Here is a 26,066-nt window from a genome sequence, read left to right as displayed (position 1 = left end):
CAAGTTAAGAATGATTTCATTGGTATTAACTACTACTTTGATAACCGCATCGGTAAGTCCCTCGGCGGAAAGCCTGAATGGCACTCTATTTCAGGGCTTTTTGATCTAGACATCGATGAGACACCACGTGGTCCGCTCACAGATATGGGTTGGCCGTTATCTCCAGAAGGTTTAGAGAACCTACTCGTTCGTTGGCACAAAGAGCATGGCGATAAGTTACCAACGCTCTATGTCACTGAAAATGGCGCCGCCTACGGTGATGGTCCTGATAGCAGTGGTCGTATTGCAGATCAACAACGCATTGATTACCTACACACACATTTAAAGGCTGTTTCCAATGCAATTGCCCAAGGCTCACCTGTTAAGGGTTACTACCAATGGTCTCTGATGGATAACTTTGAGTGGGCACTTGGCTATGAAAAGCGCTTTGGAATTGTGCATGTTGATTTTGAAACGCAAAAGAGAATCATTAAAGATTCTGGGTATTGGTATCGCGATCAGATTAAGAACAACGGAAGCAATATTTAAATTACTTTACTGAACCCGCAAGCAATCCGCGGACGAAGTAACGTTGTAGTGAGAAGAACACGATTAGTGGGATAGCAATAGTGATGAACGCACCAGCTGATAGTTGCGTGTATCCAGAACCGTATTGACCAACAAGGGAAGCCAGCTTGTTGTTAAGTGGCGCAACCTCTTCTGTGCCAGATGCAAAGGTGAGTGCGACAAGCAAGTCATTCCATACCCACAAGAACTGGAAGATGGCAATTGAGGCAATGCCAGGAATAGATAGTGGAAGAACAATCCGGCGAAATACTGTGAAGTGGTTTGCGCCGTCAACGTATGCAGCTTCCATCAGATCGCGTGGTAACCCTACGATGAAGTTGTGGAGCAAGTAAATTGCTAGTGGTAATGCAAACATTGTGTGAGGCAACCAAATGCCTGCAAACTCGCCTGCGATGCCAAGTGCCGGGAAGATTGGAATAGAGCCAATGTGGGCGCCGCCAGTGAAGAGTAGAAGTAGCGGAATCAAAGACATCTGCAAAGGCACGATTTGTAGGGCAAATATGAAGAAAAATAGGAAGTCACTACCGCGGAAGCGAATCCAGGCAAGTGCGTAGGCGGCCATTGTTGCAATCACAATTGGGAAGATTGTTGCAGGCAGTGTGATGGCAATGGAGTTAATGAAGTAAGGAAGAACGCCAGTGCTTAATGATTCAGTTCCATCACCCAAGAAGACGCCCTTGTAATTCGCAAAGGTGAAATCTGGGTTAAGAAGGGAGTTCCACCACGCTTCATTGAGAATCTTTTCATCTGTTTTAAAGGAGGTGACAAGCAGCCCCACTGTTGGGATAGTCCAAATAATCGTGATGAGCCAGACGATCGTTGTTGCAATCTTGCTGGAGAAGATCTTGCGACCAGGGGTGTGCTCAGCGAGTTTTTTACTCATGTATTGGCACGCTCCTTTCGCAGTGAACGGATGTTATAGATAAGAATTGGTGTAACCAACAGGAAGAGAACAACAGCTAGAGCTGAACCCTTACCTTGATCAAACTGAACAAATGTCTGTGAATACATCTCATTTGCGAGCACGTTAGTACTGAAGTTTCCACCGGTCATCGTGCGAACGATGTCGAATACCTTTAGTGCGCCAACAACACCAGTTGCAAGCACCACGATGAATGTTCCCTTAACCATAGGGAAGGTAATAGTGCGGAATAAACGCCACCCGTGTGCACCATCTAGGGCTGATGCTTCAACAATATCTGAAGGCACTCCCTTGATTGCAGCTGACAAGATCACCATTCCAAAGCCCATCTGGGTCCACACATAAATAATCATTAACAAGAATGTATTGAGCGGCTTAGAAAGCATCCAGTCAGAGGGAATAAATCCTAAGAATTTGACTATGGAGCTCAGTAAACCAATTTGTACTTGATCGGGCTCGTTGAATTCATAGACGAACTTGAAGATGATTGAAGCGCCAACAAAAGAGATCGCCATAGGCATAAATAGCAACGCTTTAGGGATGGATTCATGTTTAGTGCGATCCAACATAATCGCTAGCAGTAGTCCTAGCGCTGCTGTAAATAGAGGGACAACCAAGATCCACAAGATTGTGTTGATCATGATTGTTTTGATATTTGGATCTTGTGTCATCCAATAGTAATTTTCAAAACCAATAAATCTATTTGAATCTGGATTCATAAAGCTAAAGAGAATTGTTCGTATACCTGGAATTACAAGTCCAGCAAGAAGCAAAATAAGGGCTGGTCCCAAGAGAATAAGTAAAGCTAAGGGACGAGCTTTTTTGCCATTTGCACGACCGGCAATTGCGAACAAGAGTGCCAAAACAATGAAGAACGCTCCGATTGCAGTAAACACCGAGGTGAACTTTGGAAGATTAGTCGAGAGAAACTCTGACATTTTCGTTATTCACCTTTCTGTTTATTTGTTGATTATTTTGAATTATAAGTGCAGAGGAGGCCACCCGCAAAGGTGGCCTCCTCTGTATTACTTTTACGCTGTATTAGCTCTTTGGCCAAGAAGCGTCGATTGCCTTTACAACATCAGCAATTGACTTGCCTTCACCGAACCATGCAGTGAATTCACGCCATTCTGATCCTGCACCTACTGCTGCTGGCATTAAGTCAGAAGCATCGAATCCAAATGTTGACTTTGGATTTGATAGGTATGTTGCAGACAACTTGTCTACTGCATTCTTGTAAGCAGATAGTGGAACACCGCTGTTAGCAGAGATCCAGTTATCCATCTGTACACGTGATGTAGCAAATGTTGCTGATGATAGGTAAGCCTGTACTGCCTGTACTTCTGGACGTGATGCGAAAGCTGCTGTGAACTCTCCACCACCAACAACAGGAACAGTTACCTTTGAGTTAAGTGCTGGTAGGTAGAACGCAAATGCATCACCTGTTGGTGAGATTGTTGCGCCTGACTCAGCAATGATGTTTCCGTAGAAAGAAGCCTGCTGAAGCATCATGCAACCACCAGTAGGAATTCCCTTACCTGCATCCTGGAATGTAGTTGTTGCGATTCCCTTAACGTTGCCAACCCACTTTGGATTCTGCATCCAAGCTGCAACCTTTTCCATTGAAGAAACGATGCGTGGATCTGAGAACTTAACAGTGTGGTTTACCCAACCGTTGTATACAGCTGAACCGTGCTCGCGTAGAACCATCTGCTCTACCCAGTCAGTTGCTGGCCAACCTGTTGCTCCACCTGAACCTAGACCGCCGCAGAATGCAATCTTCTTATCTGCTGCCATCTTGTCTGCAAGTGCTGTCATCTGCTCCCATGTTGTAGGAACTGTGTAACCAGCTGCCTTAAATTGCTTTGGTGAGTACCAAACAAGTGACTTCATGTTTGAACCGAATGGGGCTGCGTAGAACTTGCCCTTTACAGTTCCATAATCTTTCCATGACTTTGACCAGTACTTGTCAACGTTAGCAACAACAGACTTTGGAGCAAGCTTTACTTTGCCTGTTTCAACTAGCTTTGCAAGAAGACCTGGCTGTGGGATCCACGCTAGATCTGGTGCGTTGTTACCCTTAACACGAACAGGTAGCAATGCTTCGAACTGGTTTGATCCTTCAATTTTAATCTTGATACCTGTGCAAGCCTGGAAATCAGCCATTGCAGTATTAAGAGTTGTTAATTCTGGTTCTAGAATTGATGTAAAGATTGTTACTGTCTTGCCCTTCATCATCTTGTAGCCAGCATATGGATCACAGTTAACTGCAGCTGTTGCTGAAGTTGTTGTAACCAATGAAGCAACGAGAGAAAGAGCGGCTGCGCCAACTAGCGCGAGTAAGCCTTTTCTTTTCATTTTTATCCTTAAGGGGTCAGCGGTCCGGGCTCCCCATGAAGCCCGCATCCCGTGGTGGGGCAATTCTTATGCGAGCCATTGGCAGGAGCAAGGTAAATGTCATGTAAAAGCATGTATTACTACAACGATTTGATAACTACCGCAGCCCCTCTCGCGTGAGATAACCTGCCCCGCATGAACCTTTTTGATGCCAATTCAATCGTTGGCGATCTAGGCCTAGTTGGCGTTCTGGCCATCATCTTCGCCGAAACTGGCCTTTTAGTAGGTCTGGCTTTCCCGGGTGATTCCTTGCTCTTTATTGCAGGTGTAGCTGCATCCGGCTCTGGTGCGGCAATTTTAGGAAACGCTTCTCTAAACCCTGTTCTGTTGTTTGTACTTTCTCCTTTTGCCGCAATCTTTGGAAGTGCAGCTGGTTACTGGTTTGGTGAACGATACGGAAAGAAATTATTTGATAGACCAGATGGAAGAATTTTTAACCAACACAAGGTTGCTGCAACCCAAAAATGGCTTACTAAGTATGGAATCGGTAAAGCACTTGTCTTAGCTCGCTTTGTTCCATTTGTTCGCACCTTGATTAATCCGATGTGCGGAATCATTGGTGTCCCAAAGAAAACATTCATGATCTGGAACACCGTAGGTGCGTTGATCTGGACGCAAGGTGTCATTGGTTTGGGCTTTATTCTGGGCGATGTTCTGGAGGGTTCAGTAGATAAGTTCCTGCTACCAGTAATCGGAATAATTATTTTTGTAAGCCTTGTTCCGGTAATTTTTGAAGTGCTCCGCGAATGGCAATCCAAGCGCTTTAAAAAATAGTTAGAGTCCTAAATCAGCTAACTGATAGGCAGCTCGGTAAACATAACCTGCTTCTCTAATCTTTGGTTCTGCGCCGCGTTCAACAATTACTGCAACGCCAACAACTATCGCGCCTGCTTCAACGAGTGCTTCAACTGCGGTCAGTACTGAACCACCAGTAGTTGATGTGTCCTCAACTGCTAAGACGCGCTTTCCCTTAACATCTGGTCCTTCGATGCGACGTTGTAGTCCATGTGCTTTTTCAGCTTTGCGAACTACAAATGAATCAATCTTTTTACCTTGCGCAGCCGCCACATGCATCATCGCTGTTGCAACTGGGTCTGCGCCCAGTGTTAAGCCACCAACCGCTTCGTAATCAAGATCCTTAGTCAAGTCCAACATGACCTGGCCAACTAGCGGGGCTGCCTGTGAATCCAATGTGACGCGGCGCAAATCCACGTAGTAATCCGCCTCTTTGCCGCTGGAAAGAATGACTTTCCCGTGCACAACAGCCTTGGAAAGTATGTGTTCTCTCAGAGTTTCATGTGAATTCATACTTTAACCTTACCGCGGCGGCCATTCATCTCTACATTATGGGGATGAACGCGCAACGGTTAGAGACCTCACGATTAATGCAACGCTTTGGCTTCGGGCCTCGTCCTGGTGAATATGCGAAAGCACTTGCAGAGGGCGTGGCAGCAACTCGCGCGAAGGTTGTAACAGTCCCAGCAGTTGATGCGGGTGCGGCAGCGGTGCTGGTTCCTGAAATAACAAATATCGGTAAGCGTCCTGCTGCAAATAGTGCCGAGATTGTTCCTTACACAATTGCGCTGCGATACCAAAACCAACAATTAGTTCTTTGGTGGCTTGACCGCATGGCGATGAGTGATCATGGATTAACAGAGCGCATGACATGGTTTTGGCACGGACACTGGGCCACCTCAATTGGCAAAGTAAATTTCGCTCTTCCTATGATGATTCAAAATAAAACATTTCGTACTCACGCTTTAGGAAATTTTAAAGATATGTCCCGCGCGATGATTAATGACAGCGCCTTGCAATTTTGGCTAGATGGTCAAGACAGCACCTTAAAATCTCCTAATGAAAACTTAGGGCGAGAATTAATGGAGCTCTTCGTCTTAGGTGTTAACCGCTATACAGAAGATGATGTGAAGGGCGCAGCAAGAGCCCTCACTGGATATCAAGTTGTTAATTACGAAGGAACCACCACCTTTAACCCAAAGCGACATGATCCAAATCCAATAACCATTCTTGGAACAACACAGCCATTTACAGGCGAACAGCTTTCAGATTTCTTAGTTGCACGTGAGGATTGTGCAACATTTATCGCAGAGCGTTTGTGGTACAGATTTATTTCGAGTACTGAAACCATGCCTGCCTCTTTTGGGGCAAAAAATGCTTTTGCCACTAGAGATATCTCATCTGCTGTCAAAGCAATGGTGCAGGATCCAGCGGTTGGCGATGCAAAAAATGATTTAGTGAAGTCTCCAGTTGAGTGGTTTATTGCAGCCTGCAGAGCACTTGAGTTAACACCATCAAATCTCAAGACTCCTGCACAGTTACTTAATTACTTAAATCAACTCAATCAAGTTCCTTTTTCCCCACCAAATGTTGGTGGATGGCCTGCTGGTGAGGCCTGGTTATCCTCAGCATCGGTCCAGTACCGCATCGCATTTGCAACGTGGTTAATTAAACAAAGCTCTTTGCGTGGATTGCTTGAAATTCCTGTTGCAAACCGTGCTTTGAAGAGTGCGGACTGGTTGGGTGTTGCCGAATGGAGTCCACGAACACAGGGGGCACTTCGCAACTCAATGTCTGATCCCGCTCAGTTTGCCTTACTTGCCTTGTGTAGCCCTGAATTTATCGTGAGTGCATAGGAGACCATCATGGATACAGTTACCAGAAGAAAGTTTCTAAAACTCACAACAGGTGCCGTTGCAGTTGGTGCCGCTGCTCCGCTACTTAGTATGAATGACATCGCACAAGCTGCAATTAGTCGTCCACTGCCAGCAAACACACCGATTCTTGTCATCGTTACTTTGTATGGCGGCAATGATGGTTTAAACACCGTTGTTCCATATACAGATCCTTTGTATTATTCACTACGACCAGAGCTTGCATACAAGCAAGAGGTTGTTCTACCACTCAATGCTGAGCTTGCCTTAAATCCTGCAATGAAGGGTTTGAAATCATTGTGGGATCAAAACAAGGTTGCAATTGTGCGTGGTGTTGGTTATCCAAACCCTGATCGTTCCCACTTTTCATCAATGGCTAAATGGCAAACAGCATCTCCGGCAAAGAATATAAATTCAGGCTGGGTTGGTCGTTGGATTGATACACAACCAGAAGAACCAATGCTTGCAATCTCACTCGGCTCAGTACTGCCGCCAATCTTTGCTGGTAATAAGCGTTCAGGTTCGGCACTTCCTTTAGGTGGTTTAGTAATTCCAAAGGGTGACTTAGCAGCGCAGTGCATCAAGCTTTCTCGTCCTGTTGCTAAAGATTCAAAGTTAATGGCAGCTGCTGCAATTTCAATGGGCAACTTATTTAGCGTTTCTACAAATGTGCAGCCCGTGCTCAAATCACCTGCACCTGTCCCACCAGATCTACCCACAACCAATGGTGGAAACGCTGGCGGAGATAGCAATTTGGCCCAGCAGCTAGATGTTGTGGCAAAGCTAATTGCAGCAGGATCTCCAACAAAGGTGTGGTCTGTCTCGCTCGGTGGTTTTGATACTCACGCCAATGAAGCAAATGCTCAAGCATCACTGCTTGGCACTGTTTCAGATTCTTTGTCACGCTTTATGGGTCAATTAAAGGCAACGACAAGAAGTAATGATGTGACAATCATGGTTTATAGCGAATTTGGTCGTCGTGTGACTGGCAATGGATCCGATGGAACTGATCACGGAACTTCGGGTCCAATGTTTATGGTGGGCAACGCAGTTAAGGGTGGCTTCTACGGAGAACAACCGTCACTTAAGAATTTGTATAAGGGTGACCTGGCTGTTACAACAGATTTCCGCGATGTCTATGCAACGGTCATTGAAAAGGTACTCAACTCACCTGTTGAGCCAACACTTGGCAAGTGGACTGGCCGAGTTAACTTTTTTAACTAGTCTTCTTTATAAATAATTACTTCATTCTTACGACGCGTAACTAGGCCTTTAGGTGGGTTTTGTTCAATCAGCGCGTTTACTTCAATTCGAAGCTGTGCAACCTCAACAGCCATATTTGCAACAGCAGACTCTAATTCGATGATTCGTTTAATACCTGCGTGGTTGATTCCTTCACCAACAAGCTTTTGAACTACACGAAGTAAAGCAATATCACGCAATGAATAACGACGATTACGGCCTTCCGTGCGAGAGGGTGACACTAAACCCAACTTGTCGTATTGACGAAGCGTTTGTGGGTGCATGCCAGAGATCTCTGCAGCAACTGAAATCACATAGACGCCAGCATCATCATCTGGTTGATTATTCTGAGTCTCGTCAATCATATTTTTGCCTTAGTTGTGAAATCAGCACGAACATCTTGACTAGATGTTTCTTCAGCAAAAGTTTTAAGTGCATCTAGCGCTTTGCCATCAACGCGCTGTGGTACTTGGACCTCAACGGTGACCAATAAGTCGCCTGTGGCACTCCCCTTTGTGATGCCACGGCCCTTTACTCGCAGTGTGCGACCGTTAGGTGTGCCAGGTGCAATACGCACTGTTACATCATCGCCAGCCATTGTTGGCACCTTAATGTCGGCGCCAAGGGCAGCTTCTGCAAATGTAACTGGCAAAGTAATCGTTAAGTTCTCACCTTTACGAGAAAAGATTGGGTGAGGCTTAACGTGGAGTTGAATAAAGAGATCGCCAGGACCTGCTTCACCTTGTGCGCCTTTGCCTTTAACGCGAATCTTTGCTCCATCATTAACACCAGTAGGAACACGCGCAGAGATGTTTTGTGCTTGTCCTCGATCTGTTGCTAAACGCAGATCAAGTGTTGTTCCAAATACTGATTCACGAAATGTAATTGTTGCTTCAGTTTGTAGATCTTGGCCTTTACGTGGTCCACGACGCGCGGCATTACCAAATAGGTTTGCAAAGATATCTTGTGGGTTTCCACCACCAAATACATCATGGAAATCTCCGCCTTGTGGTGCACGAAAGCCACCTCTTTCAAAGAGTGATCGTGCTTCATCATATTCAGCGCGCTTTCTTGCATCCGATAAGATTTCATATGCTTCAGAGACAGCCTTGAACTTTTCTTCTTTTGCTGAATCACCCTTAGTTTTATCGGGGTGTAGATCACGGGCAAGTGCGCGGTACTTCTTTTTGATTTCATCGGCAGCAGCCTTCTTATCTACACCAAGGACTTTATAGAAATCCTTTTCATAGAGATCTTTGGCTGCCATGTGAAATTACGCTCCCGCTGGATCTGTGACAGCAACGCGTGCTGGTCGCAAGATGCGCTCTTTGTACTTATAGCCAGGCTGCAAAATCTTTGATGCCGTTGGCACTGCAACATCTGCTGATTCATCATGCATAAGTGCCTCATGAATCTGCGGGTCAAAAACTTCACCTTCTGTGCCATATTTTTCTAGGCCAATGCGAGAAGTTATCGAATTTAACTGATCTGCTACCGCTTTAAAGCCACCAGAAAGCTCGCCATGTGTCTCTGCGCGATCAACATCATCCAGTAGTGCCAAAAGCTCTGTTAGAACGGCGCCAACTGCGCTTTCATGGGCAACTGCCCGATCGCGCTCAACACGCTTTTTGTAATTTGCATACTCTGCTTGTAATCGTTGCAAATCAGAAGTCAGTGTTGCAACCGGGTCAGCTTCCTGACCCGGCTCAACAATCTCTTCCACTACTTGTTCAGTAGTTTCCTCTGACATTACTTTGATTCTTCTTCTACAACTTCAGCGTCTTCAACACCATCTTCTTGAGGTGTTGCATTTTCTTCGGTTGCTGCACTGGCTGCATAGAGCGCCGAACCTAGTGCTTGGCTAACGGTTGCAACCTTTTCAGTTGCTGACTTAATCATTTCGTAGTTTGAACCACCGAGGGCGGTCTTTAACTCTTCTAATGCTGCCTCTGTTTCTGTCTTCTTCTCAAGTGCATCGCCTTGCGACAACTTCTCGTCATTGTCCTTAATGAACTTTTCAGTTGAGTAGAGAAGTGAATCTCCAGCGTTACGGATCTCTGCTTCCTCCTTACGCTGACGATCTTCTTCAGCGTGTGACTCAGCATCGGCCATCATGCGCGCGATCTCATCTTTGTTCAGTGCAGAGCCACCAGTAATGGTCATGCTCTGCTCTTTACCTGTTCCAAGATCCTTTGCAGACACATGAACAATTCCATTTGCATCGATGTCGAATGTGACCTCGATCTGAGGAACTCCGCGTGGTGAAGGTGGTAACCCTGTTAGTTCGAACATTCCGAGCTTCTTGTTATAAGCAGCCATTTCACGTTCGCCTTGGTATGCCTGGATCTGTACAGCAGGCTGATTGTCATCAGCAGTTGTGAATACTTCGCTACGCTTTGTTGGAATTGTTGTGTTGCGCTCGATCAAACGTGTCATCACACCACCCTTAGTTTCGATACCAAGTGACAGTGGAGTTACGTCTAGGAGCAATACATCCTTTACTTCGCCCTTCAAAACACCGGCTTGAAGGGATGCACCAACTGCAACAACCTCATCAGGGTTAACACCCTTATTTGGTTCTTTGCCGCCAGTTAATTCCTTAACCAAATCAACAACTGCTGGCATACGAGTTGATCCACCAACTAGTACAACTGATTCAATGTTTGCAATAGGAATTCCAGCATCCTTTAGAACTGCTTGGAATGGCTTCTTGCAACGCTCTAGTAAGGCAGCAGTTAACTGCTGGAACTGTGCGCGGGTAATTGTTTCATCCATGAACAATGGATTCTTTTCAGAATCAACTGTGATGTATGGAAGGTTAACTGAGGCAGATTGTGATGATGAGAGTTCGATCTTTGCTTTTTCAGCAGCTTCACGAATACGTTGCATCGCCATCTTGTCTTTTGTTAAATCAATTCCGTTTGCTGCGCCAAATGTTTGTACTAGGTGATCAACAAGTGCTTGATCCCAGTCATCTCCACCTAGGTTGTTATCGCCGTTAGTTGCTTTAACTTCAACAACACCATCGCCGATTTCTAGAAGTGAAACGTCAAATGTTCCACCACCAAGGTCGAATACAAGAATTGTTTGTTCTTTATCTGCTTTATCTAAACCGTATGCGAGCGCTGCAGCAGTTGGCTCATTGATAATGCGCAGAACGTTAAGACCTGCAATCTCGCCAGCCTCTTTTGTTGCTTGACGCTGTGCATCATTGAAGTAGGCAGGAACAGTGATAACCGCATCGGTTACTGTTTCGCCCAAATAGGCTTCTGCATCGCGCTTTAGCTTTTGTAGTACGCGCGCTGAAATTTCTTGTGAGGTGTACTTCTTGCCATCGATATCGATAGTCCAATTAGTACCCATGTGACGCTTAACGGATCGGATTGTGCGATCTACGTTTGTTACTGATTGACGCTTGGCAACTTCACCAACAAGGACCTCACCGTTTTTGGCAAAGGCCACGATTGATGGTGTTGTGCGCGCACCTTCTGCATTGGCGATAACCGTTGGCTCGCCACCTTCAAGGACAGATACGCAGCTGTTAGTTGTTCCGAGGTCGATTCCGACTGCTCTAGCCATTGTGTGTGCTCCTTTTATCCCGCTCGAGCCTGATCTAGAGTCGAGGATTGTTGAACTTGAGTCGATTATACACAAAAGATTGAGTCGTTGCGACTCAGGTTTATGCCTGGTTGAACACGCATACAAGAGGGTTTATTGCCTACCCTCTCCCTATGAACCTCGCACTGGCAGGCCTCGCCTATGGCATCACGATTTTTGCTTTGATTCTTTTAACTGTTCAAAGCCGAAAACTGATCGCAATTTTTAAGACAGGTCAACCTGATCCAACGCGTGGCAATAACAAGCCGCAACGCTTACGGATGATGCTGGGTGAAGTCCTTGGACATTCAAAGATGCTCAACTTTTCCGTTGTTGGAATTGCGCACTGGTTTGTAATGGTTAGCTTTTTTGGACTACTTGGAACATTAGTAACCGCATACGGCCAACTGATAAATCCGCACTTTACGGTTCCTGTGATCGGGCATTTCTGGGTTTATGAATACATATCTGAACTCCTAGCGTGGACGACTGGCATTGCAATTGTTGCTTTGATTGGAATCCGCCAAGTAACGCTGCGCACTAACAAGCGTTCACGTTTTGCAGGTTCTGGTAATTGGAAGGCTTACTACGTTGAGGCCACTGTTTTGGCAGTTGTCTTTTGTGTAATCGCGTTGCGTGGCCTTGACGGTGCATTGTCTGATGAAACCAAATGGAATCGTCACTACATTACAACCTGGTTTATCGCTTCAATGTTTAAATCCTTATCTCTATCACAACTGACCACTTGGATTCAGATTGTTGCGACAATAAAAATTGTAGTTTCAATGCTCTGGTTTATTGTTTTGGCTACAAACCTAACTATGGGTATCACCTGGCACCGCTTCTTGGCGCCGTTTAATATCTTTTATCGCCGCAACGCTGACGGAACATCATCACTAGGCGCACTCCCACCGATGTTGTCACATGGTGAAGAGATTAACTTTGAAGATCCAAAGGAAGATGATGTCTTTGGTTTAGGTACACGCGCCGACATATCCTGGAAGGGATTGTTGGATATGACATCGTGTACTGAGTGCGGTCGTTGCCAATCGCAATGTCCTGCTTGGCACACCGATAAACCGCTGTCCCCAAAGCTTTTGATCATGGCCATGCGCGATCACGCCTTTGCTAAAACCATTGAAAATGAAGCACTTGTTGGTGAGAACTCTCCAATCAGCTTAGATGTTTTGTGGTCCTGTACGACATGTGGTGCTTGTGTAAATGAGTGCCCAGTAGATATCGAACACATTGATCACATCGTTAACATGCGTCGCTTCCAGGTTTTAGTTGAATCAGAGTTTCCATCTGAACTAGGTGGAACATTTAGAAATCTGGAAAAGACTGGTAACCCATGGGGTGCCAATCGCACAGATCGCGAAGCGTGGATTGCTGAGTGTGATTTCCCGGTCAATGTCATTGAAGGTCAATTACCAGAAGATGTTGAGTATTTGTTCTGGGTTGGTTGCGCTGGTGCCTATGAAGAGCGCGCAAAGAAAACAACAAAGGCTGTTGCAGAACTTTTGTATATGGCAGGAGTTAGCTTTGCGGTGTTAGGTAAGAAAGAAACTTGCACGGGAGATCCTGCACGTCGTGCCGGTAATGAATTCTTGTATCAAATCCTCTCGCGCGAGAACATAGAAACATTTAAAGAAGCATTTGGTGATCGCCCTAAGGGTAAGAAGAAAGTTGTTGTTACCTGTCCTCATTGCTTCACAACAATTGGTCGCGATTATGGCCAGCAAGGTTTTGAACTTGAGATGGTTCACCACACACAACTTCTAAATCAGTTGCTCCGTGAAAAGCGTTTAATCCCAATCAAGATGTCACATACTGCTATGACTTATCATGATCCTTGCTACTTAGGTCGACACAACGAGATCTACCAACCACCACGTGAAATTCTTGAAGCAACTGGCGCAGAATTAACTGAAATGCCACGTAATAAGGAACGATCATTTTGTTGTGGCGCAGGTGGTGGACGTATGTGGATGGAAGAGAAAATTGGTACGCGTATCAACATCAACCGAGTTGAAGAAGCGATCAACACTGGTGCAACGGAATTAGCTGTTGCCTGTCCGTTCTGTCGTGTGATGACCTCAGATGGCATGAACGCTAAAGAGTCAGCCGTTGAGGTTTTAGATGTTGCTCAGGTTTTACTACGCTCAGTCAAAGAGAATTAGGCGTACTTTCCACCGGTTCTCAGCAAAGACTCAGGTTATGAGAGCATTGTGTGGCTATGACAACCACCCAGGAGAAGAACTCCCAGCGCATTCTCGTCGTTGATGATGAATCAAGCATCAGCGAGTTAATTTCTACAAGCCTTCGATTCGTCGGCTTTGATGTCCGCACCGCAGCTAATGGCGCAGAGGCACTCCGTGTTGCAGAAGAGTTCAAGCCACATGCAATGGTGCTTGATGTAATGCTGCCTGATCTAGATGGTTTTGAGGTGTGCAAGAAGATTCGTAATGAGGGCGTGGACACAGGAGTTCTATTTCTAACAGCTAAAGATGGCATGGAAGACAAAGTTAAGGGTTTGACCCTTGGCGGCGATGATTACATGACTAAGCCATTTTCACTAGAAGAGTTAGTTGCTCGTCTGCGCGCACTCTTGCGCCGCACAGGTGTGGATCAGATTGAGACCGATGATGAAAAGATGCGTTTTGCCGATCTTGAATTAGATGAGGCAACACATGAAGTTCGTCGTGCTGGTCAGATGCTTGATCTTTCACCAACCGAGTTTGCATTACTGCGCTACCTGATCATTAACGCTGATCGCGTTGTGTCAAAGGCGCAGATCCTTGATCACGTATGGCAGTACGACTTCCGTGGTGACATGGGAATTGTCGAAACCTATATTTCCTACCTGCGCAAGAAGGTTGATTCATTTGATCCACCATTAATTCACACTGTGCGCGGTGTCGGCTATCGCTTAAGAATGCCGCCTAAGTAAAATATGAAGAGTCCGTTTGCGAATTCAAGTTTACGTAATCGCCTAACGGTCGGTGTACTTATACTGTCGGCATTCGGATTTGCTGGTGCAGGCTTTGGTTCCCAAGCTTTATTGCAAAATTATTTAATCAACCAAGTTGATGAGCAGTTACTCATTGTTGTTGGTGGTACCGCTGATCGTCTTGATCAAGCTGGTATCGCTCGCGATGAAGATGGTGGCCCGCAAGCCACGCGTGCTGCAACACCGCTTAACCGTGTCCCAACCTCTATTTCAGTAACTGTTTTAGATCCCTTTGGAAACCTAATCGGCGGAATCGGCGGAGACTTGAACTCCAATCAGATCACTGAATACGTCAAGGGATTATTACCAGGCCAGGTCGCAGCCTTTGGGTCCAAGCCTTTTACGATCGAAGCACCGGGTGCTGATTTTCGGGTTGCAACAACTGTTTTGCCATCATCTCTTGGCTCGGTAATTGTTGCGCAATCATTAAGTGATTTTGATAAGACAACTCGTCAGATCGGTGTTGTCTTTTTGATTATTGGTGGGGTAGCGCTTTTGTTTATCGCTTTTGCCTCTCGTCAGGTAATAAAGATTGGTATGAAGCCACTTGAAAAGATCGAGGCAACTGCTGAAAAGATTGCAGCAGGAGATTTATCTGCTCGTCTTGAAAACTTTGAACCAGATACCGAAGTTGGTCGGTTAAGTACATCTTTGAACCAGATGCTTTCACGCATTGAAGAATCATTTGCTGCTAGAGCAGAATCTGACAACAAATTACGGCGCTTCGTTGCAGATGCTAGCCATGAGCTGCGCACACCTCTTACCTCAATTCGCGGTTTTGCAGAACTTCATCGTCAAGGCGCAGTGCCGGAAGGTGAAAAGACACAAGAGTTAATTAGTCGAATTGAAAAAGAGTCAATACGCATGGGGACTTTGGTAGAAGATTTATTGATGCTGGCACGAATTGATCAATCACGAGAATTAGTTATTGCAGATGTTGAACTTTCAAATCTCATTAAAGAGGCGGTTTCCTCTGCTCAAGCTGCCGGACCTGATCATCCAATTACTTCAGATATTGCCTACGATGTTCACACACAAGGCGATGCGGACAAGATCTATCAAGTAGTAACTAATTTGCTAGCAAACGCTCGTGCTCATACTCCTGCAGGAACTCCAATACATGTTGCTACCTATTCAACAGAGGATGGTTCCTATGTAACAGTTGCAGATAAAGGTCCTGGGCTCACTGCAGAGGATCAACTGCATATCTTTGAACGTTTCTACCGCGTGGATACATCTCGCCAACGCAGCAGCAATGATGGCAGCGGCTTAGGACTATCAATTGTTGATGAAGTAATGCAGGCCCACGGGGGAAGCGTCTCTGTTGCTTCAGAACCAGGCAATGGTGCAACCTTCACCCTCCACTTTAAGGCTTAGCTCAAGGACTCCATCGATTTAAGAACGGCAATTCGTTCTGCGATGGGTGGGTGTGTAGAAAACAGTTTAGAAACAGATTTTGAATCCAGCGGTGATTCAATCCAAATGTGAGCAACAGCAGTTGATCTTTGTTGCACAACAGTGGAATCAGATGCCAATACTTCGAGCGCAGAGCGAAGTCCTGCTGGGTTTCTAGTGAAGGAAACAGCGGTTGCATCAGCTAAGGATTCACGCTTGCGCGAAATAGCAGATCTCAACATCATTGCAGCAAGTGGTGCCAAGATAAGAATGACAAGTGAAATAACAAGTGCAATTGGATTACCGCCACCTTCGCGGTTGCGGTCTCTTCCGCCACCAAAGAACATCATGCGGGTCAGCATGTCGGAGACAATTGCAATTGCACCAGCTGTTGTTGCAGCTACGGCACTTACTAATGTGTCGCGGTTAGCAACATGTGCCATCTCATGGGCGATAACACCTTGCAGTTGATCACGGTCCATGGCATCCAAGATACCAGTTGTGAAAGCGATGAGTGCATGCTCTGGGTTTCGACCAGTTGCAAATGCATTAGGAGCGCTATCAATAACGATTGCCACCTTAGGCATTGGTAGGCCTGATGCGATAATTACCTCGTGAATCAAATCAAATAACTTTGGATTATCTGATTCTTGAATCAACTTGGCACCAGTCATTGTTAAAACTAGTTTGTCAGAGCCATAGTAGGAACCCCAGACAGAAATAAGTGCGATGCCAACTGCGATCGGAACAATGCCTGCACCAGAGCCACCAAAGTAGGTCAGCGCCGCATAAACAACACACCACATCAGCACGCCCATACCCATGAGCAAGCCAATTGTTTTGCGGCGGTTAGCCGCTTGCATCGTTCTAAAGTTCATTATTTTTTGAGTTAGAAAGTAACGCCAGGAGCATTACGATCTTGAGGATCTTCAACCTCATAAAACTCGCGCTCTGAAACCTTTGCAAAGCCTGCAAAGAAGCTGCTAGGGATGGTTTTAACAGCTGTGTTGAGCGAGCGCACATTGTCGTTATAGAACTGACGTGAGAATGCAACTTTGTTTTCAGTTGTTGAAAGTTCTTCTTGTAGTGATAAAAAGTTTGTAGAAGCTTTTAGATCCGGATATGCCTCAGCAACTGCGAGCAAACCACGTAAGGCTTGTGTGAGCATGCCATCTGCTGCTGCAGTATCTGCAACGGTGGTGGCAGTTGTTGCCTTTGCGCGTGCTGTAACTACTGCATCAAATGTTGATTGCTCGTGCTTTGCATATCCCTTAACCGTTTCAACCAAGTTAGGAATCAAATCGGCACGACGCTTTAACTGAACCTCAATCTGTGCCCATGCTTCATCTACTGTGATGTTTAAGCGAATTAAACGGTTGTATTGAGAGATGATAAAGACAGCGATAAGAGCTACTACACCTAGGACGATGATTGTTTTCATACCTAATTAAACCGCGCTTTCTGTCAGTTTAGCCCGACGATTAGTTAAGCAAATCTTTAGTTAATTTGGGATCGGTGAAAGTTCATAAATGATCGGCTAGGGGTCGGACCACGCTGACCTTGATACCTAGAACCGTATTTCTCGCTGCCGTATGGATGCTCAGCGGGAGATGAGAGTTTAATGAGACATAGCTGACCGATTTTCATGCCGGCAAATAACTTCACTGGCAGGTTGGCAACATTTGATAGCTCTAAAGTGATGTGTCCGCTAAAGCCTGGATCGATAAAGCCTGCAGTGGAGTGGGTGAGCAAACCCAGGCGACCTAGTGAGGATTTACCTTCTAGGCGTCCTGCGATGTCATCAGGCAAGGTGATGACTTCGTAGGTGCTTGCCAAGACAAACTCACCTGGGTGCAAGATAAAAGGTTCATCGCCGTCTGCTACAACCTCACGTGTTAGCTCTGGTTGTTCAATGGAGGGATCAATAACGCTGTATTTGTGGTTTTCGAAAACACGGAAGTACTTGTCCAGGCGCACATCAACAGATGATGGCTGGATCATCGCCTCATGGAAGGGTTCGCAGCCGACTCGGCCTGCCTCTATCTCTGCGCGGATATCGCGATCGCTAAGTAGCACGGCGTGAGCCTATAGGAATCTGCGCTTATATCAGGGGATCGTTGGCCCAGAGCCAGATATTTCGATCCTCCGGTAAGCCCTCCATTAGTTCTAGCGCAAAGGGTCCACTGTTTTGGCGTTGCCAATCATTTGCCGCCAAGAGACGAGAAAGGCCAGCAAGTGCAACTGGGTCAGCTAACTCATCTGCTGTTCCATTAAATACAACAGGGCCGGCATGATCAAAGACCACAGTCCCTATAGCGATCTTGCCGTTTGTTGTTTTCACAATCTCAATTACTCGTGATTGTTGCGGCCAATCAATGTGCGAGCCAGTGCGGATCTCCCAAAATGCATGAGACCCGTCACTGTTCTTGCTCTGTGTGATTTTGTGATCGTGCACGTGTCCCGAGAACCACAAAACAACATTAGGGTGTTTTTCAAGAAGTCTACGAACTTCTTCTTCCAGTGCTGGCGCACTTTCGTCTTCTGGCACATAATCATTAAACAAATTCTCTAATGGGTGATGTGAAGTCAATACGACGTACTTATCTTTAGATTCATCCAACATATGTGACAACCAGTCAAACTGTTCACGATGTAGACAGCCTTGCCAACCACCAAAGCGATTAACGGTATCTAAGGCAATTAAACGCACCTGGTTACCAATTTTTCGATACCAATACGGAGTCTCTGGTTGCTCAGCATCTAAACCATGATCATGTCCGCAATTTGTATGAACATTGACCCAATCCTGCATCTTGACTAGCGCGCGTCGAGGATCAGCTGTTACCTCATTAGTGTCCATGTGATCTAACCCTGGATACACAGCAGGACCAACTTCACCAAAACCCGAAAACAGATCTGCTAAATCAGCCATGTTCTTCAGTGCAGCTAACTTTTCTGAACCTTGTGCAAGTGCATCTAACTCTGGAGTTGTTGCTGCCGTACCCTGCAACAACGCATCATGGTTTCCATGGACTGCCAGCCACTTGTGTGTTAAACCTTTTGCAATAAATTGACGCTCTGATGCTTCAAGTGCACCTTTAAAATGTGGAAAGTCATGGAGCACATGCGGGCGATCTGCTGGCATACCTGTTGGTGGTCCATCTGGATGGTAATAATGCGCGTCATAGAGGTCAGTATTAGATGAGTGAGAGGCCTCAGAACGCTGTGGATCACCGCTTTTAGGGGTTACAACACCGCCATCTAAAATTCTCTTATACCAATCCAGTTCATTGCTTTGTGCGTTGTCTGTGACATCACCTGTAATGACAACAGCATCAATTGCAGCTCCTGTTAAGGGTGCGCGCTTGATCTCATTTGCCGCCGTAACCATTGCTTCTAGAACTTGAGTAGTTAAGAACTCTTGCGCACGATATGTGCCGATGTATGGAACTAGCTGCGACAAAGGATTATCTGGATCTGCAATGCGATCTAGAAACTCGAGGCGAGCAGGTGATGCTGCATCGCAAATATGGATATCACTTAAATGGATGAAGGCTGCAACAACTTGTGCGTCAAGTGGTTCTTCACCAATGACTAACTCACCTTTATCAAGTAGCAGCTCACGCCAATTTGAATCAGACGAAACTTTAGATCGAACAATACGGTTTGTTGATGTACTAGACATTAGCGACAAGAACCTCAGAACTTAATACTCGTAGTTGAACAGATGATCCTGGAAGCAGGTCTCCGGTTGACGCACTTGTCATGAGCGATTGCACAATAGTGCCATCTTCTGTTTGACAAATGATGTTTGATGAAGCGCCCATAAATGATCGTGTCAAGACCTTTGCGTTGCCCTGCGCTGTTGTTGCTGCAACAGAGATTGATTCTGGGCGAATAAGTGCATGTACTTTCCCAGTTTCATTACCGCGCTTTAGAGCAACTACTTTACTTCCAAAGATTTCAACCATGCCATCTGAAATATGTGCAGGGATTCTGTTCATAGTGCCAACGAAACCTGCAACAAATGATGAAGCGGGCTTGTTATACAAAGTATCTGGTGTGTCAATCTGCTCAAGTACACCGTTGTTCATTACACCCACACGGTCAGAGATAGCCATAGCCTCCTCTTGATCATGAGTAACAAATAAAGTTGTTGTGCCTAAAGAAAGTTGAAGGCGACGAATCTCTTCACGTAGGTTCACACGTACCTGGGCATCAAGTGCGGACAATGGCTCATCCAACAAGAGAATTTCAGGCTCAAAGGCAAGTGCTCTAGCCAGTGCTACGCGCTGCTGCTGACCACCTGAGAGCTGATGTGTAAAGCGCTTGCTCTGTGAATCTAGACCCACCAAATCCAAAAGCTCATGTGCTTTCTTAAGGCGCAGGTGCTTACTCACCTTTCTCATCTGTAAACCAAAAGCTACATTTTCTTCAACTGTTAAATTAGGAAACAGTGAGTAGGCCTGAAAGACCATTCCCATGTTTCGCTTATGTGCCGGCACATCTGAGATGTTTTTATCGGCAACCAACACTGTTCCTGCATCCTGATGTTCCAACCCAGCAACGACTCGAAGGGCGGTTGTCTTACCACAACCTGATGGTCCAAGTAGCGCAACCAGTTCTCCCACGCCAACTTCTAGGTTGAAATTGTCTAGTGCATTCACATTTCCAAATCGCTTTGAAATGTTTCTTAAGGTAAGGCTCTTACTAGACATTACTTTCTCCCTTGCATAGAACGTTCTGGAACGAAAAGCGTAATAACTGTCAAAATTAAGAATGGAATAATCAAGGACATCATTGAGATCGCAATAGCGCCAAGGATGTTGTCTTGTGCAACAAATGTGACCCATGTTGGGAAGGTGTCCCAGTGAAGCAATACGGTCAATGTGTACTCACCAAGTGATAAAGCAAAGGTCAACGCAATTGTCGCCATGACCGATCCTCTGATTACTGGAACAATCACAGCCGTAATCGTCCGCCACCAGTTTGCACCAGCACTGCGCGCTGCTTCAGTGATCGTCTTTAGGGGAATTGAATTAAGTCCAATGTCTAGTGATCGATAGGCATATGGGAGTGCCAATACAAAGTAGAGAAATGGAAGTTCAAGAACGGTATTTTGAACAAACTCAGGAAAAGAAATTTGTGCACCGACTGCGAATGCAACTACTGGAATAACAAGGGGTAGTAGTGATAAACCATCGATTAATCCACGCACCTTTGATCGTGATAAATGAAGCCAGGTTAAGGTTGGAACTAACACAAATAAGGTGATTAGGACCGTTACCCCGGCTAGCCACATAGATCTAAGGATGTAATGAAAGAAATCGTCTTCTCTGACAGCCCAAATGTAATGGGTCCATCCATATCCACCAGTTAACGGTGTACGAATCGAGTATTCAAAAGCTGAAATCATTGGGACAAAAACAAAGAAACCTAAAATCAGAAGTGTTATCGCCAACGGTGGCTGGAACCTAACTTTTATCCCTTTTGCCATTTGGCACTCCTACGTTGAATAGCAAGGTATGGAATGACTGCACATGCTGAAATCACGATCATCACAACACCTAAGGCTTTACCAAGGTTTAACTGCGCTGCTGAAACATTTCCATCCAACAATCCACCGATTTGTAGCGGAGTTAACGGAAGATTTCCAACTGTTAATGCGTTTGCCGTTGCATAGGCTGAAAATCCGCTAGCAAAGAGCAACAAGAATGATGCAATAAAACTAGGAAATAATAAAGGAATACCGATTCGGATCCAATAACTAAATTGGCTAGCACCTAGATTCCGTGCTGCTTCGGACCATTCGCGTCTGAGAGAAACAATTGCCGGTGAAAAAACAATGACCATTAACGGAAGTTGAAAGTACAAATACACAATTAATAAACCAATGAAGGAACCGAGCGAAAATGTTCCTGCATACAGATCCCAACCTAGGTACTTTAGAAATTTTGTGAGGTAGCCTTGAATTCCAAGGGCGGCATAAAACATAAATGCCAGTGGAACGCCGCCAGTATTAGCAAGTACGCCGCTCATGACCGCAATTGTTCGGCGTAACTTAGAACTTCCTCGTGTTTCAATGAAGTAGGCAGCTACTGCGCCGGGAAATGCCGCGATGGCTGCGGAGAAAACACCGATCTTTATTGAGTTAAGAAACCCTGTTCGGTATGGCTCTTGAACGGCCGTTTTGAAGTTATCGATTGTGAAAGTATTTTCGTTAGATAAAAATGAGACGTAAATTAGACGTGCAATTGGAAAGAGAAAAAAGAAACCAACGATCAGTAAAAGCGGGACCGCAGGAAGAATATTCTTTATAAAAGAAGCGAGGAAGGCGCGTCCCCTTGAAGGCGCGCCTCCCTCTATGACTTGGGAGGTCATATTCCTTTTTTACAAGCTAGCCCATGAAGAGATGATCTGCTCACGTGCAGTTAGTACGTCGGCAATAGTTGCAGGTCCGACAACCTTTGCTGTTGAAGGAACCTTGAAGTCAAGCAGTGATGGCACAAGAACCTTCTTCTTTGTCATTGCTGCAGACATGATTGGGTCTGCACCTGACTGCTGGAAGTAGTTCTGTCCACCTTGCATCAATGCGAACAACTTAGAACCAGGAAGTTTTAGATCAGCTGCAGTTAGTTCTTTAGCTGTCTTTCCCTTGTTCTGTGAGTACACAAACTCTTGCCACAAACGAGCGTTAGCACAGTTTGGTGACTTGATGTTGATTGCGTTGATGTATGGAGGTGCTTGTAGAACGAAATCTGTTGGGTATACAAACTTAAGATCTAAGCCTGCTGCCTTTGCTGCTGGAACAATTCCAAGAGCATTGAAGTCCCACATGAAACCAAGCTTTGCTGTACCAGTAGCAAGGTTTGTTCCGTTTACCTTTACTAGTGGTGCTTGAGCCTTGACAGACTTGAATAGGGCAAGGCCCTTAGTTACATCTGAAAGATTCTTTTCTCCACCGTTACCGATGCTTGCTGCCAAAACTGACATAAATGCCTGGTTTGATGAAGTTGGATCTCCAGTGATACCTACAAAGCCCTTGTATTCAGGCTTTGCGAAATCTGCTGCCTTTGTTGGCACTGATGGAAGAGTTGTGTTGTAAACAATCGCAAGCTTTCCGCCGTAGTTTCCGTACCAAAGACCAGTTGAATCCTTAGCTGCGTTTGGAATGTCATTCCAGTTAATAACTTGGTAAGGAGATGAAAGTGGCTTTGATCCTGGAGGAGTCAACTGAGCAACTACTAGAGGTCCAATATCAATTGAATCTGGTTGCTTTGACTCAGGAGCTGTCTTCATTGTGTCGATCTCGTACTGTGATGATCCATCTGGATTATCAACAAAGATCTTTACGCCAAAAGCCTTCTCGTATGCATCATGAATCGCACCGTAGTTTGCCCAGTCGCGTGGTGTTGTGATGAGGGCAAGCTTGCCCTCTTTCTTAGCTAGCTTGACTAGGTTATCTAATCCGCCCGCTTCTTTAACATTCTTTGCCTTGCAGATATCTACTGCTGCTGTGGCTGGAGTTGCGATTGCAACGATTCCAACTGCAAGCACTGCAGCGGTCGCTGCAGCTACTAGACGCTTTGCGCGCATATGTGGGATCCCTTCCTAAGGATTGTGAAGGGACTCTCTACCTAGAAAAGAAACAATCGGTGTTGTGAAGGTGTCGAAGTAAAGTCATGAGGGTGAACTGTCATGAAAAATTCAGGGTTAAATAAGTGTCTTTAAATCGGCTACAGAGTTAATAACAGATGTCGCGCCGGCATCATGAAGGGTGTGTTCATCATGGGCTCCGGTTAATACTCCGATCACTTGACCTGCACCAAAGGCAACTGCAGCCTGCATGTCTGCTGCAGTATCACCACACACAATCACGTTGCCAGGATGTGTAATTCCTAATACCTCAATCGCCATGTTGAGCATGTCAGGGTGTGGGCGACCACGACCTGCTTCACCCGGTGTTACTGAAATATCAATCAGATCTTTCCACCCTAATTGATCAATCAATGTATCTAGCGTTGATCGGCTAAACCCAGTTGTTAACGCAACTGCAATACCTTTAGAGCGAAGATGCTTAAACAAATCTTCAGCACCTGCGATAGGAACTGCCCCAACTTCTGCAATCTTGCTGATATATGACTCTTCAAAAGCAACATTTGCTGTGTGAGCTTTTTCAACATCACCCAACAACTCTGTGAAAACATGAATCTTTGATTGGCCCATGGTGTCGATTGCATACTGAGTCCATTCAGCACCATGTGTTGGCCACAATTCAGGCTGCGTTGCTTCAAATGCATTCTCGAATGCAGAAATCACAAGTCCGTCGTCATTAAGAACTGTTCCTGCAACATCAAAAGCAACCATTTCTACGCTCATTGCAGCCCCTTTATCGTTTCTTCGGCAATTGCCGGGGCCAAGGTATTTCCTCGGCCTCCGGGTCCAGTTACTGAAATTATGTTGTGTGCCATCTGGCGACGATCGCAAACAGCACCATCTGTGCGCTGGCTATATACGCCATCCCAGCGCTGTGCAATTGGTGGCAGCTTCTTTCCTAGCAAATTGCTCGCAACTTCATGCAGGTATGTGTATGGATCCTCATTTAACTTGAATTCAAATGGTTCAGCGTATTCATGAGTATCACCAATAGTCAGGCTGCCATCTGCTCGTTGCACCATGAGTAGCTGCATATGATTAGTTGATGCGATGTGGTGTTGTGGTGGCAAGTTCTCACGCGTGGGCACTTCATATCCCGGGTAATAACGCATTGAATCACCATCGGCAATAGAAGTTGTTAACACCTCATCAAGGGGTGCGGTGCTCATCATTTGTAATCTCACGCGTCGAAGTAGCGCAGTACCAAACTGTTCTTTAAACAAAGATGTGTGATCGGCTCCAGGACAAACAATTACAACATCACCTTCAAACAATTCACCGTTTTGTGCAACAACAACTGCTGTGCTTGTATCGCTACGGACATCAACAACATCTAGATTATTACGCCAAATGTAATTTTCATTGCGCAGCAAATACTCGCGCATTGACCGCAACACTGATCCTGGCTCTACTGTTGCATCCAGTGGGCACCACAGCGAGGCTAAGTAATTTCCACGAAGTGCCGGATTAATCTTTTGTGTTTCATCCCGATCGAGTATCTGCCATTGACGATCTACAGCATCCTCTTTTTTTAAACACTCTTCCATCACAGCGATTTCTTCTTTGTTTATTGCAAGTGTTAATGAACCATTGGGACGAAAAATCATTTCAGGGATTGCCTTATGGATTTCATCCCAGATTTGGCGAGCGCGAACTGCTGCTTGTAATTCAGCGCCACTTTTTCTACCGCTGACCCAAACCAGACCAAAGTTTCGAACTGATGCGCTTCGGGCAACTTCATCTCGTTCCAGCTGGATTACCTGGTGGCCAGCTTTGATCGCCTCAAAGGCATGGGCGGTTCCGATGATCCCGCCGCCAATGATGACAATCTTCATGGTTGGCACTCTCCTCTGCCTGGCTGAACAGGGGGTTTATCCCACGCGAAGGTTAGGCAAACTGTCGCGTTCTGTGTTGCTTATGTTACTGGCGGGTAGCACAATTGTGCCATGAGCCATTACACAGCAAACCTCCGAGACATTGAATTCTGCCTCTTTGACCTATTAGGTCGCGACAAAGTTATGGGCACAAACCCATACGGTGAAGTTGATCGCGAAACTGCAATTGGAATGCTTGAAGAGGTAAAGCGTTTATGTGAAAACGACTTAGCTGCATCTTTTGTTGAAGGCGATCGTGTTGGCGCAATTCTCAATAAAGAAACTGGCAATGTAACGTTGCCTGAAAGTTTTAGGAAGTCATACAAAGCATATGTCGATGGTGAGTGGTGGCGCGTTGATGCACCTGTTGATCTTGGCGGAATGAAAATTCCTCCATCAGTTCGTTGGGCAATAGCTGAAATGGTGCTCGGATCAAACCCAGCAATTCACATTTATGCATCTGGTTACGCCTTTGCTCAAGTTGCTTATGTTCTTGGAACAGATGAGCAAAAAAAGATTGCAAAGCACATGGTTGAAAAGCACTGGGGCGCAACAATGCAGCTCACAGAACCTGATGCAGGTTCTGATGTTGGCGCAGGTCGCACAAAGGCTGTGCAGCAAGCAGATGGCACATGGCACATCACCGGAACAAAGCGTTACATCACATCAGGGGACGCAGACTTCTATCCAAACGTTGTGCACTTTGTACTTGCACGCCGCGAAGGTGGCGGACCAGG

26 protein-coding genes are annotated in these 26,066 nt (G+C 45.7%); 8 read left to right on the top strand and 18 right to left on the bottom strand.

The window, feature by feature from the left end:
* Nucleotides 1–528: family 1 glycosylhydrolase (locus tag AC9UEY_RS03830; RefSeq protein ID WP_509538011.1), on the top strand; the 528-nt coding region annotated here is incomplete at its 5' end.
* A gap of 1 nt (nucleotide 529) precedes the next feature.
* Here AC9UEY_RS03830 and AC9UEY_RS03825 read toward each other — a convergent pair.
* From AC9UEY_RS03825 to AC9UEY_RS03815, 3 genes are all read right to left on the bottom strand, one after another.
* Entirely contained in the window at nucleotides 530–1,450 is a 921-nt protein-coding gene (locus tag AC9UEY_RS03825) for a carbohydrate ABC transporter permease (RefSeq protein WP_509538009.1), read from the bottom strand.
* Complete coding sequence (locus tag AC9UEY_RS03820; RefSeq protein WP_509538007.1) at nucleotides 1,447–2,427, bottom strand: carbohydrate ABC transporter permease; 981 nt, start codon at nucleotides 2,425–2,427, stop codon at nucleotides 1,447–1,449. The genes AC9UEY_RS03825 and AC9UEY_RS03820 overlap by 4 nt, the downstream gene beginning before the upstream one ends.
* A 103-nt stretch (nucleotides 2,428–2,530) precedes the next feature.
* Nucleotides 2,531–3,847 (bottom strand): ABC transporter substrate-binding protein, encoded by a 1,317-nt coding sequence (locus AC9UEY_RS03815; RefSeq protein WP_509538005.1) that lies wholly within the window; start codon nucleotides 3,845–3,847, stop codon nucleotides 2,531–2,533.
* Nucleotides 3,848–4,021: 174 nt separating this feature from the next.
* Between AC9UEY_RS03815 and AC9UEY_RS03810 the strand changes: the two genes are divergently transcribed.
* A complete protein-coding gene (locus AC9UEY_RS03810; RefSeq protein WP_509538003.1) occupies nucleotides 4,022–4,660 on the top strand; it encodes a DedA family protein in 639 nt (212 codons plus the stop codon).
* Here AC9UEY_RS03810 and pyrE read toward each other — a convergent pair whose 3' ends face one another.
* Nucleotides 4,661–5,194 carry an orotate phosphoribosyltransferase gene (gene pyrE, locus AC9UEY_RS03805; RefSeq protein WP_509538001.1) on the bottom strand — a complete coding sequence of 178 codons (534 nt, stop codon included), beginning with the start codon at nucleotides 5,192–5,194 and terminating at the stop codon, nucleotides 4,661–4,663.
* 44 nt (nucleotides 5,195–5,238) lie between these two features.
* Between pyrE and AC9UEY_RS03800 the strand changes: the two genes are divergently transcribed.
* Together AC9UEY_RS03800 and AC9UEY_RS03795 are read left to right on the top strand one after the other, a co-directional pair.
* The gene (locus tag AC9UEY_RS03800; RefSeq protein ID WP_509537999.1) at nucleotides 5,239–6,537 is read left to right on the top strand and encodes a DUF1800 domain-containing protein; all 1,299 of its coding nucleotides are present in this window, start codon (nucleotides 5,239–5,241) and stop codon (nucleotides 6,535–6,537) included.
* A gap of 9 nt (nucleotides 6,538–6,546) precedes the next feature.
* Nucleotides 6,547–7,779 (top strand): DUF1501 domain-containing protein, encoded by a 1,233-nt coding sequence (locus tag AC9UEY_RS03795; protein WP_509537997.1) that lies wholly within the window; start codon nucleotides 6,547–6,549, stop codon nucleotides 7,777–7,779.
* Here AC9UEY_RS03795 and AC9UEY_RS03790 read toward each other — a convergent pair.
* The 4 genes from AC9UEY_RS03790 to dnaK are packed head-to-tail and all read right to left on the bottom strand — an operon-like array spanning nucleotide 7,776 to nucleotide 11,376.
* A complete protein-coding gene (locus tag AC9UEY_RS03790; protein ID WP_509537994.1) occupies nucleotides 7,776–8,162 on the bottom strand; it encodes a heat shock protein transcriptional repressor HspR in 387 nt (128 codons plus the stop codon). The two genes, AC9UEY_RS03795 and AC9UEY_RS03790, sit on opposite strands and share 4 nt — an antisense overlap.
* The gene (locus tag AC9UEY_RS03785; protein WP_509537991.1) at nucleotides 8,159–9,064 is read right to left on the bottom strand and encodes a DnaJ C-terminal domain-containing protein; all 906 of its coding nucleotides are present in this window, start codon (nucleotides 9,062–9,064) and stop codon (nucleotides 8,159–8,161) included. The genes AC9UEY_RS03790 and AC9UEY_RS03785 overlap by 4 nt, the downstream gene beginning before the upstream one ends.
* A 6-nt stretch (nucleotides 9,065–9,070) precedes the next feature.
* Nucleotides 9,071–9,547 (bottom strand): nucleotide exchange factor GrpE, encoded by a 477-nt coding sequence (gene grpE, locus AC9UEY_RS03780; protein WP_509537988.1) that lies wholly within the window; start codon nucleotides 9,545–9,547, stop codon nucleotides 9,071–9,073.
* The gene (gene dnaK, locus AC9UEY_RS03775; RefSeq protein WP_509537986.1) at nucleotides 9,547–11,376 is read right to left on the bottom strand and encodes a molecular chaperone DnaK; all 1,830 of its coding nucleotides are present in this window, start codon (nucleotides 11,374–11,376) and stop codon (nucleotides 9,547–9,549) included. Before dnaK ends, grpE begins: the two co-directional genes overlap by 1 nt.
* 152 nt (nucleotides 11,377–11,528) lie before the next feature.
* On the opposite strand from dnaK, the gene AC9UEY_RS03770 reads away from it, so the two are divergent.
* The 3 genes from AC9UEY_RS03770 to AC9UEY_RS03760 are packed head-to-tail and all read left to right on the top strand — an operon-like array spanning nucleotide 11,529 to nucleotide 15,781.
* Nucleotides 11,529–13,574, top strand: a complete 2,046-nt coding sequence (locus AC9UEY_RS03770; protein ID WP_509537983.1) for a (Fe-S)-binding protein — start codon at nucleotides 11,529–11,531, stop codon at nucleotides 13,572–13,574.
* Nucleotides 13,575–13,630: 56 nt separating this feature from the next.
* Nucleotides 13,631–14,344 (top strand): response regulator transcription factor, encoded by a 714-nt coding sequence (locus AC9UEY_RS03765; protein ID WP_509537980.1) that lies wholly within the window; start codon nucleotides 13,631–13,633, stop codon nucleotides 14,342–14,344.
* Nucleotides 14,345–14,347: 3 nt separating this feature from the next.
* A complete protein-coding gene (locus tag AC9UEY_RS03760) occupies nucleotides 14,348–15,781 on the top strand; it encodes a sensor histidine kinase (RefSeq protein ID WP_509537977.1) in 1,434 nt (477 codons plus the stop codon).
* Here AC9UEY_RS03760 and AC9UEY_RS03755 read toward each other — a convergent pair.
* The 10 genes from AC9UEY_RS03755 to AC9UEY_RS03710 all read right to left on the bottom strand — a co-directional run bounded on the left by AC9UEY_RS03755 (nucleotide 15,778) and on the right by AC9UEY_RS03710 (nucleotide 25,290).
* Nucleotides 15,778–16,677, bottom strand: a complete 900-nt coding sequence (locus AC9UEY_RS03755; RefSeq protein ID WP_509537974.1) for a M48 family metallopeptidase — start codon at nucleotides 16,675–16,677, stop codon at nucleotides 15,778–15,780. The two genes, AC9UEY_RS03760 and AC9UEY_RS03755, sit on opposite strands and share 4 nt — an antisense overlap.
* Nucleotides 16,678–16,688: 11 nt before the next feature.
* Complete coding sequence (locus AC9UEY_RS03750) at nucleotides 16,689–17,240, bottom strand: LemA family protein (protein WP_509537971.1); 552 nt, start codon at nucleotides 17,238–17,240, stop codon at nucleotides 16,689–16,691.
* A gap of 56 nt (nucleotides 17,241–17,296) precedes the next feature.
* Nucleotides 17,297–17,875 (bottom strand): dCTP deaminase, encoded by a 579-nt coding sequence (dcd, locus tag AC9UEY_RS03745; RefSeq protein ID WP_509537968.1) that lies wholly within the window; start codon nucleotides 17,873–17,875, stop codon nucleotides 17,297–17,299.
* A 25-nt stretch (nucleotides 17,876–17,900) separates the two neighbouring features.
* Complete coding sequence (locus AC9UEY_RS03740) at nucleotides 17,901–19,484, bottom strand: TIGR03767 family metallophosphoesterase (protein WP_509537966.1); 1,584 nt, start codon at nucleotides 19,482–19,484, stop codon at nucleotides 17,901–17,903.
* Nucleotides 19,477–20,517, bottom strand: a complete 1,041-nt coding sequence (locus tag AC9UEY_RS03735) for an ABC transporter ATP-binding protein (protein WP_509537963.1) — start codon at nucleotides 20,515–20,517, stop codon at nucleotides 19,477–19,479. The genes AC9UEY_RS03740 and AC9UEY_RS03735 overlap by 8 nt, the downstream gene beginning before the upstream one ends.
* Complete coding sequence (locus AC9UEY_RS03730) at nucleotides 20,517–21,296, bottom strand: ABC transporter permease (protein ID WP_509537960.1); 780 nt, start codon at nucleotides 21,294–21,296, stop codon at nucleotides 20,517–20,519. The genes AC9UEY_RS03735 and AC9UEY_RS03730 overlap by 1 nt, the downstream gene beginning before the upstream one ends.
* The gene (locus AC9UEY_RS03725) at nucleotides 21,281–22,180 is read right to left on the bottom strand and encodes an ABC transporter permease (protein ID WP_509537957.1); all 900 of its coding nucleotides are present in this window, start codon (nucleotides 22,178–22,180) and stop codon (nucleotides 21,281–21,283) included. Before AC9UEY_RS03725 ends, AC9UEY_RS03730 begins: the two co-directional genes overlap by 16 nt.
* A gap of 9 nt (nucleotides 22,181–22,189) precedes the next feature.
* Nucleotides 22,190–23,395, bottom strand: coding sequence for an ABC transporter substrate-binding protein (locus tag AC9UEY_RS03720; protein WP_509537954.1), 1,206 nt, complete (start codon nucleotides 23,393–23,395; stop codon nucleotides 22,190–22,192).
* Between the two features lie 117 nt (nucleotides 23,396–23,512).
* Nucleotides 23,513–24,178, bottom strand: a complete 666-nt coding sequence (locus AC9UEY_RS03715) for an HAD-IA family hydrolase (protein ID WP_509537951.1) — start codon at nucleotides 24,176–24,178, stop codon at nucleotides 23,513–23,515.
* Nucleotides 24,175–25,290 carry a TIGR03364 family FAD-dependent oxidoreductase gene (locus AC9UEY_RS03710; RefSeq protein ID WP_509537948.1) on the bottom strand — a complete coding sequence of 372 codons (1,116 nt, stop codon included), beginning with the start codon at nucleotides 25,288–25,290 and terminating at the stop codon, nucleotides 24,175–24,177. The genes AC9UEY_RS03715 and AC9UEY_RS03710 overlap by 4 nt, the downstream gene beginning before the upstream one ends.
* Before the next feature lie 111 nt (nucleotides 25,291–25,401).
* Between AC9UEY_RS03710 and AC9UEY_RS03705 the strand changes: the two genes are divergently transcribed.
* The coding region (locus AC9UEY_RS03705; protein WP_509537945.1) for an acyl-CoA dehydrogenase family protein at nucleotides 25,402–26,066 on the top strand (665 nt) is incomplete at its 3' end.

This window comes from Candidatus Planktophila sp., from assembly GCF_040402275.1.
GTDB lineage: Bacteria > Actinomycetota > Actinomycetes > Nanopelagicales > Nanopelagicaceae > Planktophila.
The sequence above is the reverse complement of the archived record's forward strand: the minus strand, read 5'-3'. Positions and strand labels throughout refer to the sequence as shown.